This window comes from Mycobacterium sp. P4_H6, assembly GCF_056400845.1.
In genome coordinates this window covers 56,205-68,960 of record NZ_JBFUKN010000043.1, presented here as the reverse complement: position 1 = coordinate 68,960, position 12,756 = coordinate 56,205, and the positions used below count along the sequence as shown (strand labels likewise).

The 12,756-nt window shown below is 67.1% G+C and carries 12 protein-coding genes and 1 pseudogene; 10 read left to right on the top strand and 3 right to left on the bottom strand.

The genetic code is table 11. The features are described 5' to 3' along the window. Positions 1 to 300, top strand: a pseudogene (locus tag AC1DTF_RS18615) (DUF6542 domain-containing protein); the annotation flags it as partial. Positions 301 to 303: 3 nt separating this feature from the next. On the opposite strand, the gene AC1DTF_RS18610 reads toward AC1DTF_RS18615, so the two are convergent. Continuing rightward, positions 304 to 2,061 carry a penicillin-binding transpeptidase domain-containing protein gene (locus AC1DTF_RS18610; protein WP_477475121.1) on the bottom strand — a complete coding sequence of 586 codons (1,758 nt, stop codon included), beginning with the start codon at positions 2,059 to 2,061 and terminating at the stop codon, positions 304 to 306. A 17-nt stretch (positions 2,062 to 2,078) separates the two neighbouring features. Continuing rightward, entirely contained in the window at positions 2,079 to 3,080 is a 1,002-nt protein-coding gene (locus tag AC1DTF_RS18605) for a 4-hydroxy-3-methylbut-2-enyl diphosphate reductase (protein WP_477475120.1), read from the bottom strand. A 52-nt stretch (positions 3,081 to 3,132) separates the two neighbouring features. On the opposite strand from AC1DTF_RS18605, the gene AC1DTF_RS18600 reads away from it, so the two are divergent. The 5 genes from AC1DTF_RS18600 (at position 3,133) to AC1DTF_RS18580 (ending at position 7,075) form a co-directional block, all read left to right on the top strand. After that, positions 3,133 to 3,705: a lipid droplet-associated protein gene (locus tag AC1DTF_RS18600; protein WP_057165694.1), complete on the top strand. Its 573-nt coding sequence runs from the start codon at positions 3,133 to 3,135 to the stop codon at positions 3,703 to 3,705. Then, a complete protein-coding gene (gene xseA, locus AC1DTF_RS18595) occupies positions 3,702 to 4,937 on the top strand; it encodes an exodeoxyribonuclease VII large subunit (RefSeq protein ID WP_477475119.1) in 1,236 nt (411 codons plus the stop codon). The genes AC1DTF_RS18600 and xseA overlap by 4 nt, the downstream gene beginning before the upstream one ends. Next, positions 4,924 to 5,136 (top strand): exodeoxyribonuclease VII small subunit, encoded by a 213-nt coding sequence (locus AC1DTF_RS18590; RefSeq protein ID WP_477475118.1) that lies wholly within the window; start codon positions 4,924 to 4,926, stop codon positions 5,134 to 5,136. Before xseA ends, AC1DTF_RS18590 begins: the two co-directional genes overlap by 14 nt. 72 nt (positions 5,137 to 5,208) lie before the next feature. Beyond that, complete coding sequence (locus AC1DTF_RS18585; RefSeq protein WP_057165691.1) at positions 5,209 to 6,321, top strand: 3-beta-hydroxysteroid dehydrogenase; 1,113 nt, start codon at positions 5,209 to 5,211, stop codon at positions 6,319 to 6,321. Positions 6,322 to 6,334: 13 nt separating this feature from the next. Next, entirely contained in the window at positions 6,335 to 7,075 is a 741-nt protein-coding gene (locus tag AC1DTF_RS18580; protein WP_477475117.1) for an alpha/beta fold hydrolase, read from the top strand. Positions 7,076 to 7,170: 95 nt separating this feature from the next. Here AC1DTF_RS18580 and AC1DTF_RS18575 read toward each other — a convergent pair whose 3' ends face one another. Next, positions 7,171 to 7,638 (bottom strand): DUF5994 family protein, encoded by a 468-nt coding sequence (locus tag AC1DTF_RS18575; protein WP_156409029.1) that lies wholly within the window; start codon positions 7,636 to 7,638, stop codon positions 7,171 to 7,173. A gap of 223 nt (positions 7,639 to 7,861) precedes the next feature. Here AC1DTF_RS18575 and AC1DTF_RS18570 point away from each other — a divergent pair, with 223 nt between their 5' ends. From AC1DTF_RS18570 to AC1DTF_RS18555, 4 genes are read left to right on the top strand one after another with little or no spacing between them, the layout of a single operon-like run. Next, positions 7,862 to 9,412, top strand: coding sequence for an arylsulfatase (locus AC1DTF_RS18570; RefSeq protein ID WP_477475116.1), 1,551 nt, complete (start codon positions 7,862 to 7,864; stop codon positions 9,410 to 9,412). A gap of 11 nt (positions 9,413 to 9,423) precedes the next feature. Next, positions 9,424 to 10,968 (top strand): arylsulfatase, encoded by a 1,545-nt coding sequence (locus AC1DTF_RS18565; RefSeq protein WP_057165687.1) that lies wholly within the window; start codon positions 9,424 to 9,426, stop codon positions 10,966 to 10,968. Next, positions 10,965 to 11,882 (top strand): HAD family hydrolase, encoded by a 918-nt coding sequence (locus AC1DTF_RS18560; protein ID WP_477475123.1) that lies wholly within the window; start codon positions 10,965 to 10,967, stop codon positions 11,880 to 11,882. Before AC1DTF_RS18565 ends, AC1DTF_RS18560 begins: the two co-directional genes overlap by 4 nt. Next, positions 11,875 to 12,756: a formylglycine-generating enzyme family protein gene (locus AC1DTF_RS18555; protein WP_477475115.1), complete on the top strand. Its 882-nt coding sequence runs from the start codon at positions 11,875 to 11,877 to the stop codon at positions 12,754 to 12,756. The genes AC1DTF_RS18560 and AC1DTF_RS18555 overlap by 8 nt, the downstream gene beginning before the upstream one ends.

The window sequence follows — 12,756 nt, the reverse complement described above, 5'->3', positions numbered from 1 at the left end:
GCCCGCGAGCCCCGCGAGCCTCGCCGCACCCCGCCCTCGTCACGCGGTTATGACCCCCGTGACGCCGCGGACTACGAGCGCCCGCGCCGCCGTCCGCGGCCCGAGGGCTACGAGCCCGGCCTCGGGCGCCCCGACGAGCGCCAGGATCCGTATCAGGAACGGCCGCGTCGTTCGTCGCCCACCGACAGCAGCCATCACCCCGTCTCGCGGGTGCGCTATCGCAGCAGCGACGAGGAACGGCACACCGAGCACCGCACCCGTCCCCGCGCCAGCCACCGGCGCGACGACGACTGGGACTAGGCCCTACCCCACCGCGCGCAGCAGCGCACCGGCCGCGTCGACCGCGGGCGTGGAGCTGCCCGCGTCGCTGACGAACACCGCCAGCGCGAGATCCCCGCGGATACCGACGAACCAGCCGTGCGCGTGCGTGTCGTCGATGTATTCGGCGGTGCCGGTCTTTCCGAGCATGTCCGGGATGTCCTGCAGCTGCGTGGCGGTGCCGCCGGTGACCGTCTCACGCATCATCGCCCGAACCTGCTCGTCGACACCGCTCGGCAGGGGCTCGGGGGCGCTGTCGGCCACCCCAGGCTCGCCCTGCACGATCGTCGGCGCCGGCACCGATCCGTGGGCCAGCGTCGCGGCCACCAGAGCCATCCCGAACGGCGACGCTGTGACCTTGCCCTGCCCGATGCCCTCCTCGACGCGCAGTGCGGAGGTGTCGGCGACCGGCACCGAGCCGGTGACGGTCGTCATGCCGGGCGCGACATAGTCGATGCCCAGACCGAGCTGCGCGGCGGCCTTGGTCAGGCCGTCGGGCGGCAGGTTGACCGCCAAGCGGCCCATGGTGGTGTTGCAGGAGCGCGCGAACGCGGTGTGCAGCGGGACGTCGCCGAGCTCGAAGTTGTCGTCGTTGGGGATCTGGCGGCCCTCGATGTTCTCGGTGCCGGGGCAGCCGACGATGCTGTCCGGGGTGACCTGGCCGGCCTGCAGCGCGGCGGACACCGTCACCGTCTTGAACGTGGAACCCGGCGGGTACAGCCCGGTCAGCGCGATCGGTCCCTGGGCGTCGGCGGGCGCGTTCTGCGCGACGGCGAGCAGGTTGCCGGTGGACGGCTGGATGGCCACGATCGCGGCCGGCGTCGTCAGCGGGGCCAGCGCGTCCTCGGCGGCCAGCTGCATGCCGATGTCCAGTGTGCTGGCGATGTCACCGACCGGTTGCGCGTCCTGGCCGCCCACCCGTTTGGGGCCCGACGCGGTCTCCGCAGACACTGCCCAGCCCGCCGCGGCGTCGCTACGCTGCTGCCACAGCTCGGACAATCCCGACAGCGTCGGCGAGGTCAGCGCGCGGTCGGTGGCCAGCAGCCGGGTCTGCGGGCGCAGCGTCACGTTCGGCAGCGCGGCCAGCTGCTCCTGGATCGGCAGCAGATCCTCCTCGCGCAACGTGACGGCGGTGACGGGTTTACCTGCCGCGAGCTCACCGGCCAGCGACTCCGCGGTGATCGTCGGCGCAACCGGATTGAGCAGCGCGGCAACGGTGTTCACATCGGCGCCGGGCACGACATCGACGAGGGTGACGATGTGCTGGGTGAGCAGGTCGGCGCCGGTGCGGTCCAGCACCCGGGCGGCCGGCTGCGGGCTGAGGGTGCCGAAGGACAACGGGCCCTCATCCAGGCCGGGGGCGACGGTGGCCGGGTCCCACCGGACCTTCCAGTCCTCCCCCTCGGCCGTCGCGCTGCCCTGGGTCGTATAGGTCCACTCGGTGGCCTTCTCGGGCCCGAACTTCCACGTCGCGGCCAGCGTGAACGTCGCCGCGTCCTCCTGGCGCTGCACCCCGGACACCTCGAAGCGGACGTCCTTGCCGAGGTTGGCGTAGAGCTTTCCGAGCATGTCGTCGGACGCCGAATCGGTGGTCAATGCGGCAGCCGCCGCGGCGTCGGCACGGTTGAGGGCATCGGTGAACCCGTTGACGGTGTTATTCAGCCGGTCTTCGGCGTCACTGCAGCCGGCGAGCAGCAGCACGGTCACACACAGAACAGGGATCACACGTCGCAGAAGGCCCACAGGGCTCGAACGTACCGTCAGTTGCGCGGCGGACGGATCTCCCGCGGCAGCGCGAACACGAGTGTCTCGTTGGCCGTGGTCACCGGTTGCACGGTGCCGTAGCCGTATTCGGCGAGCCGGTCCAGGACGCCGCGCACCAGGATCTCGGGCACCGAGGCACCGGAGGTGACGCCCACGGTGGTGACGCCGGAGAACCAGGCCGGATCGATATCGGCGGCGTAGTCGACCAGGTAGGAGTTCTGCGACCCGGCGCCGAGCGCGACCTCGACCAGCCGCACCGAGTTCGACGAGTTCTTCGAGCCGACGACGATCACCAGCTCGCATTCCGGGGCCATCGCCTTCACCGCGACCTGACGGTTCTGGGTGGCGTAGCAGATGTCATCGCTCGGCGGATCCTGCAGCGTCGGGAACTTCTCCCGCAGCCTGCGCACCGTCTCCATGGTCTCGTCGACGCTCAGCGTGGTCTGGGACAGCCAGATGACCTTGTTGGGGTCGCGGACGGTGACCTTGTCGACGGCGTCCGGGTTGTCGACGACCTGCACGTGATCGGGTGCCTCACCGGCGGTGCCGACGACCTCTTCGTGGCCCTCGTGGCCGACGAGCAGGATGTCGTAGTCGTCGCGGGCGAAGCGCTTGGCCTCGTTGTGCACCTTGGTGACCAGCGGGCACGTGGCGTCGATGGTCTGGAGGTTACGGGCCGCGGCCTCGACGTGCACGGTCGGTGCGACACCGTGCGCGGAGAACACCACGATGGCGCCCTCGGGCACCTCATCGGTCTGCTCGACGAAGACGGCACCGGCCTTGGCCAGCGTGTCCACCACATAGCGGTTGTGCACGATCTCGTGCCGCACGTAGATCGGGGCGCCGTACTTTTCGAGGGCGCGTTCCACGGTTTCGACGGCGCGATCCACGCCCGCGCAGTAGCCGCGCGGCTCGGCGAGCAGGACCCGCTTGCCCACCACCCGTGAACTGACCGAGCTCGCGGCGCCCGGAATACCCATGTTGACGGTTGGTGGCATACATCAAGGGTACTTACCGGCACCCGTCCCCGGCCAGCCGTAGGCTGCACCCATGGCAACTGCACCATACGGAGTCCGACTGCTGGTGGGTGCGGCGGTGACCGCGCTGGACGAGACACGCAAGCTCCCGCAGACGATCCTCACCTACCCGATGACGGTGGCCAGCCAGCTGGCCCATCTGGTGATGAAGGTGCAGCAGGACGTCGCCGATCTGGTGAATCGCGGCGACGAAGCGCTCGAGGAGCTGTTCCCGCCCAAGGATGAGCAGCCGGAGTGGGCGACCTTCGACGAGGACCTGCCCGACGACCCGTTCAAGAACCTCTCTGATGACGACGTTGTGTCCGATATCTCCTCCGCGCGCCGCACCGAGGGCCGGTTCGCGCTCTTCACCGAGGGCGAACCGGAGCAGACAGAAGCCCCGAAGGCCGCCACCAACGGCGCAGCGCCCGGCGTCGTCGAGGAGCTTGGCTACGAGTCGCTGACATTGGCGCAGCTGCGGGCGCGACTGACCTCGCTCAAGGTCGCCGACCTGGAAGCCCTGCTGGCCTTCGAGGAGGCCAACAAGGCCCGCGCCCCGTTCCAGACGCTGCTCGCCAACAGGATCACCCGCGCGTCGGCCAAGTGAGCGAACCCGGCCAATCCCCGGAGAACCCGTGGCCGGTCCGCGCGGTGGCGACCCGGGTCGCCAAATGGATCGACCGGCTCGGCACGGTCTGGGTCGAGGGACAGATCGCCCAGCTGAACGTGCGGCACGGCTCGCCCACCGCGTTCCTGGTGCTGCGCGACCCGGCCGCCGATATGTCGCTGTCGCTCACCTGCCCGCGTGACCTGGTGGTCAACGCGCCGGTGCAACTCGCCGAGGGCGTCCAGGTCATCGTGCACGGCAAGCCGCAGTTCTACACCGCGCGGGGTAGCTTCTCGTTGCGGGTCAGCGATATCCGCGCCGTCGGGGTGGGCGAACTGCTCGCCCGTATCGAACGGCTGCGCCGGCTGCTGGAAGCCGAGGGCCTTTTCGATCGCCGGCTCAAACGCCCGATCCCGTTCCTGCCCAACACCATCGGCCTGGTCACCGGCCGCGCGTCGGCGGCCGAACACGATGTGGTCTCGATCGCCTCCGCGCGCTGGCCCGCGGTGCAATTCGCGGTGCGCAACACCGCCGTGCAGGGACCCAATGCGGTTGCCCAGATCGTGGAGGCACTGACTGCCCTGGACGCCGACCCGGACGTCGACGTCATCATCGTGGCGCGCGGCGGCGGCAGCGTGGAGGACCTGCTGCCGTTCTCCGACGAGACCCTGTGCCGGGCCATCGCCGCCTGCACCACACCGGTGATCAGTGCCGTCGGGCACGAACCCGACAACCCGCTCTGCGATCTGGTGGCCGACCTGCGCGCGGCCACTCCCACCGATGCGGCCAAACGGGTGGTCCCCGACGCGGCTGCCGAGCAGGCCGGTGTCGATGATCTGCGCCGGCGCAGCGCCCAGTCCCTGCGCAACTGGGTGCGCCGCGAACAGCACGTCATCGACCAGCTGCGCTCGCGGCCGGTGCTGGCCCGCCCACTGCAGGCCCTGGATGCCCGAACCGAGGAGATCCACCGGGCCCGTCGCACCGCGCGCCGCGACATCGGCAGGCTGGTTGCCGCCGAGACCGACCGCCTGGAGCATCTGAGCGCACGCCTGGGCACGCTGGGTCCGGCGGCCACCCTGGCGCGCGGCTACGCCGTCGTGCAGGTGGTGGGCCCGCAGGACCGGCCGATCCTGCGTTCGATCGACGACGCCCCGGCGGGCACCCGGCTGCGGGTGCGGGTTGCCGACGGTGCCATCACAACAGTCAGCGAGGGTGCAGATGAAGCCCATTAGTCAAATGGGGTACGAACAGGCGCGCGACGAGCTGATCGAGGTGGTGCAGCAACTCGAGCACGGCGGACTCGACCTGGACGCCTCCCTGAAGCTCTGGGAACGCGGCGAGGAGCTGGCCAAACGGTGCGAAGAGCACCTCGCCGGGGCACGCAAGAAGGTGGCCGACACGCTGGCCTCCGGCGAGTCCGCGGAAAGTTGACAGCGCAAACTCCTCGGACGATTTTGCTCGCCGGACTTCAAAACTGGAACACGTTTCAGTTACCCTGACCACATGGGTGACCCAACACTGCGCACTGACCTGGGCCGAGTCCTGGTGACCGGAGGCTCCGGCTTCGTCGGCGCCAACCTGGTGACCACACTGCTCGGACGCGGCCTCGAGGTCCGCTCGTTCGACCGGGTGCCGTCCCCACTGCCCGCCCACCCGAAGCTGCAGACCGTCGTCGGCGACATCACCGACACCGGCGATGTGGCCGCCGCCGTCGACGGTGTCGACACCATCATCCACACCGCCGCGATCATCGATCTGATGGGCGGCGCCTCGGTCACCGAGGAGTACCGCAAGCGTAGTTTCGGCGTCAACGTCGAAGGCACCAAGAACCTGGTGCACGCCGGGCAGGCCGCCGGCGTCCGCCGTTTCGTCTACACCGCATCCAACAGCGTGGTGATGGGTGGCCAGGATATCCAGAACGGCGATGAAACCCTGCCCTACACAAGCCGTTTCAACGATCTGTACACCGAGACGAAGGTCGTCGCCGAACAGTTCGTGCTCGGCCAGAACGGTGAGCACGGCATGCTCACCTGCTCCATCCGGCCCAGCGGCATCTGGGGCCGTGGCGATCAGACCATGTTCCGCAAGGTGTTCGAGAACGTGCTCGCCGGGCACGTCAAGGTGCTCGTCGGCAACAAGAACATCAAGCTGGACAACTCATACGTGCACAACCTGATTCACGGTTTCATCCTGGCCGCCGAGCATCTGGTCCCCGGCGGATCGGCACCCGGCCAGGCCTACTTCGTCAACGACGGCGAACCGCTCAACATGTTCGAGTTCGCCCGCCCCGTCGTCGCCGCGTGCGGCCGCAACCTGCCGAACTTCCGGGTCTCCGGCAAGCTCGTGCACAAGGTGATGATGGGCTGGCAGTGGCTGCACTTCAAGTACGGTATCCGCGAGCCACTGGTGGAACCCCTTGCCGTGGAACGGCTTTACCTGAACAACTACTTCTCGATCGCCAAGGCACGCCGCGATCTGGGCTATGAGCCGCTGTTCACCACCGAACAGGCGATGGCCGAGTGCCTGCCGTACTACACCGAGCTGTTCCACAAGATGGAATCGCAGGGCGCCGAGCCCGTGGTGGCGGCTGCCGCACCGGTCCCGCCGAAGGGCTGATTTACTTCCCTGCATGCCGCAGTTCCGCGTCACCGCCAACGGTGATGCCCGTATCCGCTATCTGGACTCCGGCGGTGATGACCGTGGTGCGCCCGTGGTGTTCGTGCCCGGGTTCACCTGCGTCGCAGATGACTACGCCGAGGTGCTGCCGGTGTTCGGCCGGCGCACCGTCGTCGTGGAACTGCGCGGTCACGGGCACAGCGTCGCGCCGAACGGCCCGCATGACGCCGCGGCGCGCGCCGGTGACATCGGGGCCGTGATCGACGAGGTGACCGACGGCCCGGTGCACCTCATGACGTTCTCCCGCGGCACTTCCTACGCGCTGACCTGGGCGCTGGCCCATCCCGACCGGGTCCGGTCCATCTCGATCGGTGACTACCTGCCCGAGGAGATCGCGCTGCCAGAGGACGTGGCGATGGGAGTACTCGACGGCCGCTGGCGGGGCACACCGGTACACGAGCGGGTGGACCGCCGCGCCGCGGTCGCCACGTTTGCCGCCGCCGTGTCGCGGTCACTCTGGGAGCCGCTGGCGCAGTGGAGCCCGCCGCTGCTGGTGGTCCGCAGCCCCACCACCCCGATCATCGACGCGGCGGCGTGGGCCCGGTACCGGCAGCTCTTCCCGGCCGCGCGGCTCCACGAGTTCGCCGACTCACCGCACGACATCTTCCGCCCGGATCGGGGACGGTATCCCTTGCTGGTTCGTGAGCTCGTCGACAACGTCGATTTTGGCCCCAGAGCTGGACAAGGCCGGTGACGCTGTAGCGTCCCGGCCTCTGGCTTCCCGCGCGGTGTCTACAGTGCCGGGGAAACGTGAGCCCCAGGTTACCTGCGTAAAGGCCGCGGCCCAAATCAGCCCAGCTGTTCCCGCGATGCGGGGTGTCCACCGACGATGGCCCGCAGCATCCGCACGGTCATCGGGATCGTGGTGCTCTCGACCCGCTTGAGCAGGTCGCATGCGTTGTCCGCGGTGGTTTCCGGTGGCACCACATAGAGCAGTGCGTTACGGGTGTGGGTGCCCGTCAGGTAGATGGTGTCCCTGGCCACCAGCGAATAGCGGTCCACCGAGATCACCGTGGTGCCGCGGATGATGCGCGACGGCGCCGACGGGAACAGGCTCGGGTCGTAGAGCACGCGGGACACCGGTCCGAGCCAGCGGCCCATCACCGAAATGAGATCGGGCAACGTGGTCTTGAGGTCATAGGCGGGGGGCCACCAGGCGCCGTCGACGGTGCCGCGTTGATCGGTGCGACCGCAGATGGCGAGTCGGGTGGCGGACAGATGTTCGGCAGTGACATCGACCATCGGCGATGCTCCCATCACTATCAGAGTGACCGCAGATGGCAACCGACGGATCGGGCACGCGAGGAACCCACGATTTCTCCAGGGTAGACCGGGGCCCGGCCCATTCGTTCTCGGCCCGCTATCGCCGTGAAACGCAACGCGATACGAGATGCCGGCTTGGACTGTGCCGAACCCTCCCGTGCGCGGTGCGCGGCTCCTAGTATTTCCAGCAGGTGCGTCACCGATCAGAGGAGACAACATGCCCGACGGCAAGCCCAACATTCTCGTCATCTGGGGCGACGACATCGGGATCAGCAACCTCAGTTGTTACAGCGACGGATTGATGGGTTACCGCACGCCGAACATCGACCGCATCGCGACAGAGGGCATGCGCTTCACCGACTCCTACGGGGAGCAAAGCTGCACCGCGGGCCGCGCGGCGTTCATCAGTGGTCAAAGCGTGTACCGCACCGGGATGAGCAAGGTCGGCATACCCGGGGCGGACATCGGCTGGGCCGCCGAGGATCCCACCATCGCCGAGCTGTTGAAACCGATGGGGTACGCCACCGGGCAATTCGGCAAGAACCACTTCGGCGACAAGAACAAGCATCTGCCCACCGTGCACGGCTTCGACGAGTTCTACGGCAACCTGTACCACCTCAACGCCGAAGAGGAGCCCGAGCAGTTCGACTACCCGCACAAGGACCAGTTCCCGCGCCTCCACGACTTCGCGCTGCCGCGGGGGGTGCTTGATTGCAGGGCCCTGTCCGAGGGCTCCTCCGAGCCGGACGACGACAAGTTCGGCCCCGTCGGCAAGCAGACCATCACCGACACCGGGCCGCTCACCGCCAAGCGCATGGAGACCATCGACGACGACATCGCCGATCGCACCGTCGAGTTCGTCAAGCGCCAACACGAAGCCGACGTGCCGTTCTTCGTCTGGTGCAATTTCACGCACATGCACGCGTTCACGCACACGAAGCCGGAGAGCCGGGGTCAGGCTGGGCGGTGGCAGTCCGAATACCACGACACGATGATCGACCACGACAAGAACGTGGGAACCGTGCTCGACGCGCTCGACGAACTCGGCATAGCCGACGACACCATCGTCATCTACTCCACCGACAACGGCCCACATCGCAATTCCTGGCCCGACGCCGGCACCACGCCGTTCCGCAGCGAGAAGAACACGAACTGGGAGGGCGCCTATCGCATCCCGGAATTGATCCGCTGGCCCGGGCACATCGAGGCGGGCAGCGTCTCCAACGACATCATCCAGCACCATGACTGGCTGCCGACCCTGCTAGCCGCGGCTGGCGATCCGGACGTCAGCGAGAAGTTGAAGAAGGGCTTTGCGGCCGGGGCCGACGGGGAGACCGAGTACAAGGTCCACATCGACGGATTCAACCTGCTGCCGTACCTGATGGGCGAAGTCGAGCACAGCCCGCGGCGCGGCTTCTTCTACTTCAACGACGACGCCGAACTCGTCGCGATGCGCTTCGAGAACTGGAAGATCGTCTTCGCCGAACAGCGCTGCCAGGGCACTCTGCGGATCTGGGCCGAACCGTTCACCGAACTACGGGTACCCAAACTGTTCAACCTGCGGACCGACCCCTTCGAGTACGCAGACATCACGTCCAACACCTACTACGACTGGTTCATGCGGCGGGACTTCTTCGTCTTCTACGCAACGGCGATGTGCTCAGCGTTCCTCGACACGTTCAAGGAGTTCCCGCCGCGGCACCCACCGGCCAGCTTCAGCATCGACCAGATCGTGAAGAAGCTCGAAGACTTCTTGGCATCGGACTAGAGGAAATCACCATGACTGATAAGAAGCCGAACATCCTGGTCATCTGGGGCGACGATATCGGCATCTCGAATCTGAGTTGCTACAGCCGCGGGATGATGGGCTACTCGACGCCCAATATCGACCGGATCGCCGACGAGGGAATGCTTTTCACCGATTCCTACGGCGAGCAGAGCTGCACGGCCGGCCGCTCGTCGTTCATCACCGGGCAGAGCGTGTACCGCACCGGGATGAGCAAGGTCGGAATGCCAGGCGTCGATATCGGCCTGCAGAAGGAAGACCCGACCATCGCCGAACTACTGAAGCCGCTGGGTTACGCCACGGGTCAGTTCGGCAAGAACCACCTCGGGGACCTGAACAAGTACCTGCCCACCGCGCACGGATTCGATGAGTTCTTCGGCAATCTGTACCACCTGAACGCCGAGGAGGAACCGGAGAACGCCGACTACCCGACCGAGGAGGAGGCCCCGATTCTGCGCCGGGCGTTGTTGCCGCGCGGTGTCATCCACTCCTGGGCCACCGACGAGGACTCCGGCGAGGTCGACGATCGGTACGGTCCGGTCGGCAAACAGCGCATCGAGGACACCGGCCCGCTCACCAAGAAGCGCATGGAGACCATCGACGACGAGACCACCGGCGCGTGTGTCGACTTCATCAAGCGCCAGCATGAGGCCGACACCCCGTTCTTCGTGTGGATGAACATGACGCACATGCATTTCCGGACGCACACCAAGCCGGAAAGCGTCGGCCAGGCCGGGCGCTGGCAGTCGAAATACCACGACACGATGATCGACCACGACCGCAACGTGGGCACGTTGCTGGATCTGGTCGACGAGCTCGGCATCGCCGAGGACACCATCGTCATCTACTCCACCGACAACGGCCCGCACGCCAACAGCTGGCCGGACGGCGCCACCACCCCGTTCCGCAGCGAGAAGGCGACCAACTGGGAGGGCGCCTTCCGCATCCCCGAGCTGATCCGTTGGCCCGGAAAGATCAAGCCGCGCAGTGTCTCCAACGAGATCGTCCAGCACCACGACTGGCTGCCGACGTTCCTGGCGGCCGCCGGTGATCCCGATATCGTGGACAAGCTCAAGGCCGGTCACACCATCGGTGACATGACCTACAAGGTGCATATCGACGGGTACAACCTGGTGCCCTACCTGACCGCTGAGGTCGACAAGAGCCCGCGCCGCGGCATGATTTATTTCTCCGACGATTGCGACGTGCTCGGCATCCGGGCCGAGAACTGGAAGGTCGTCTTTCAGGAGCAGCGCTGCCAGGGCACCCTGCAGATCTGGTTCGAACCCTTCACCCAGTTGCGGGCGCCCAAGCTGTTCAACCTGCGCACCGATCCCTACGAGCGCGCCGACATCACGTCGAACACCTACTGGGACTGGGTGATCGACCGTATCTACCTGGTGCTCTACGGATCCGCCATCGCGACCCAGTTCCTGCAGACCTTCAAGGAGTTCCCGCCGCGTCAGAATCCCGCGTCGTTCACCATCACCAACGCCGTCGAGGAACTGGAGAAGTTCCTTGCCAGTCGCGGCGGCTGACGGTGGGCCTGGGGTCCTGGAAGGACGGGTCCACGAAGTCCGCGATCGTCGACTTCGTGGACCGGGTGACCCGCGAGGTCGACCCCGCCGAGCGGGTTGCCGTGTTCGACAACGACGGCACGCTGTGGTGTGAGAAGCCGATGTACATCCAGCTCGATTTCATCGTGCGCCGGCTGGCCGAGAAGGTTGCCGCCGATCCGTCGCTCGCCGAAGGACAGCCGTATCTGGCGGCGCACAACGGAGACCTGCAGTGGTTCGGCGGCGCCATCACCAAGCACTATCAGGGTGACGACTCGGATCTGAAGGCCCTTGCCGCAGCGGTACTCTCGCTGCACGATTCGGTGAAGGTCGAGGACCACGCGGCGGGAGTCGGGACGTTCTTCGCCGAAGCCAAGCACCCCACCCTGGGCCGACCGTACCTGGAGTGCACGTACGCGCCCATGGTGGAACTGCTGCGCTACCTGGAGGACCATGACTTCACCTGTTACATCGTCTCGGGCGGCGGCCGCGACTTCATGCGCCCGGTGACCAGCCGGATCTATGGCATCCCACCCGAGCGGGTGGTCGGCAGCGCGCAGGGGCTGAAATTCGTCGCCGACGACGGGCGCGGCGATCTGCTGCTGCAACCGGCTCTCGACATCTGGGACGACGGGCCGGAGAAGCCGGTACGCATCTGGAATCGCATCGGGCGCCGTCCCATTCTGGCCGCGGGCAACTCCAACGGCGATGACGAGATGTTGATGTACACCGGCCGCCAGGACCGGCCGTCGCTGAAACTGCTGGTACTCCACGACGATGCCGAGCGCGAATTCGAGTACACCGCGGGGGCCGAGCGTGCGCTCGGGCATGCCGAGCAGTACGGGTGGACCGTGGTCAGCATGCGCGATGATTGGTCCACCATCTTCAGTGACTGACAACGATCTGGTCTGGATCGAGCCGCAGACAACGACACTCGGCTCCGACGCGCACTATCCGGAGGAGGCACCGGCACGTGAGGTGACCGTGGACGGGTTCTGGATCCAGCGCCACCAGGTGACCAATACCGCGTTCGCCGAGTTCGTCGAGGCCACGGGTTACCGCACCGTCGCCGAACGGCCGGTCGACCCCACCGACTACCCCGGCGCACCCGCGGAGAACCTGGTGCCCGGCTCGATGGTGTTCCGGCGCACTGCGGGGCCGGTGGATCTACGCCACCTCAGCCAATGGTGGGTGTGGACGCCCGGTGCCTGTTGGAACCATCCACGCGGTCCCCGCTCATCGCTCACCGGCCGCGACCGGCACCCGGTGGTGCACATCGCGTTCGAGGACGCCCAGAGCTACGCCGACTGGGCTGGGCTCGCGTTGCCCACCGAGGCCCAATGGGAGACCGCCGCCCGCGGCGGGCTGACCGGCGCCGCCTACACCTGGGGTGACGATCCGGAGAGACCCGGTGAGCGCAGGGCGAACTACTGGCACGGCGAATTTCCCTACCTGCCGGAGTCCGGCTACGGCACCACCCAGCCCGTCGGCGGCTTCGAGCCCAACGGGTACGGCCTCTTCGACATGGCCGGCAACGTGTGGGAATGGACCACCGACTGGTACGGCGAGGACCGGGCTACCGGATCCTGTTGCGCCACCGACAGTTACGACCCTGACCAGCCGCAGTTCAAGATTCCCCGCAAGGTGATCAAGGGCGGGTCCTTCCTGTGCGCGGACAGCTACTGCATGCGGTACCGACCGGCCGCGCGGCGACCGCAGATGGTCGATACCGGGATGAGCCACATCGGGTTTCGCTGCGTCAAGAGTTGA

Excerpts from the sequence above, each read along its gene's own strand:
- AC1DTF_RS18605 (WP_477475120.1), bottom strand. The coding sequence starts at position 3,080 with ATGCCACCAACCGTCAACATGGGTATTCCGGGCGCCGCGAGCTCGGTC.
- AC1DTF_RS18600 (WP_057165694.1), top strand. The coding sequence starts at position 3,133 with ATGGCAACTGCACCATACGGAGTCCGACTGCTGGTGGGTGCGGCGGTG.
- AC1DTF_RS18590 (WP_477475118.1), top strand. The coding sequence starts at position 4,924 with ATGAAGCCCATTAGTCAAATGGGGTACGAACAGGCGCGCGACGAGCTG.
- AC1DTF_RS18585 (WP_057165691.1), top strand. The coding sequence starts at position 5,209 with ATGGGTGACCCAACACTGCGCACTGACCTGGGCCGAGTCCTGGTGACC.
- AC1DTF_RS18580 (WP_477475117.1), top strand. The coding sequence starts at position 6,335 with ATGCCGCAGTTCCGCGTCACCGCCAACGGTGATGCCCGTATCCGCTAT.
- AC1DTF_RS18575 (WP_156409029.1), bottom strand. The coding sequence starts at position 7,638 with ATGGGAGCATCGCCGATGGTCGATGTCACTGCCGAACATCTGTCCGCC.
- AC1DTF_RS18570 (WP_477475116.1), top strand. The coding sequence starts at position 7,862 with ATGCCCGACGGCAAGCCCAACATTCTCGTCATCTGGGGCGACGACATC.
- AC1DTF_RS18565 (WP_057165687.1), top strand. The coding sequence starts at position 9,424 with ATGACTGATAAGAAGCCGAACATCCTGGTCATCTGGGGCGACGATATC.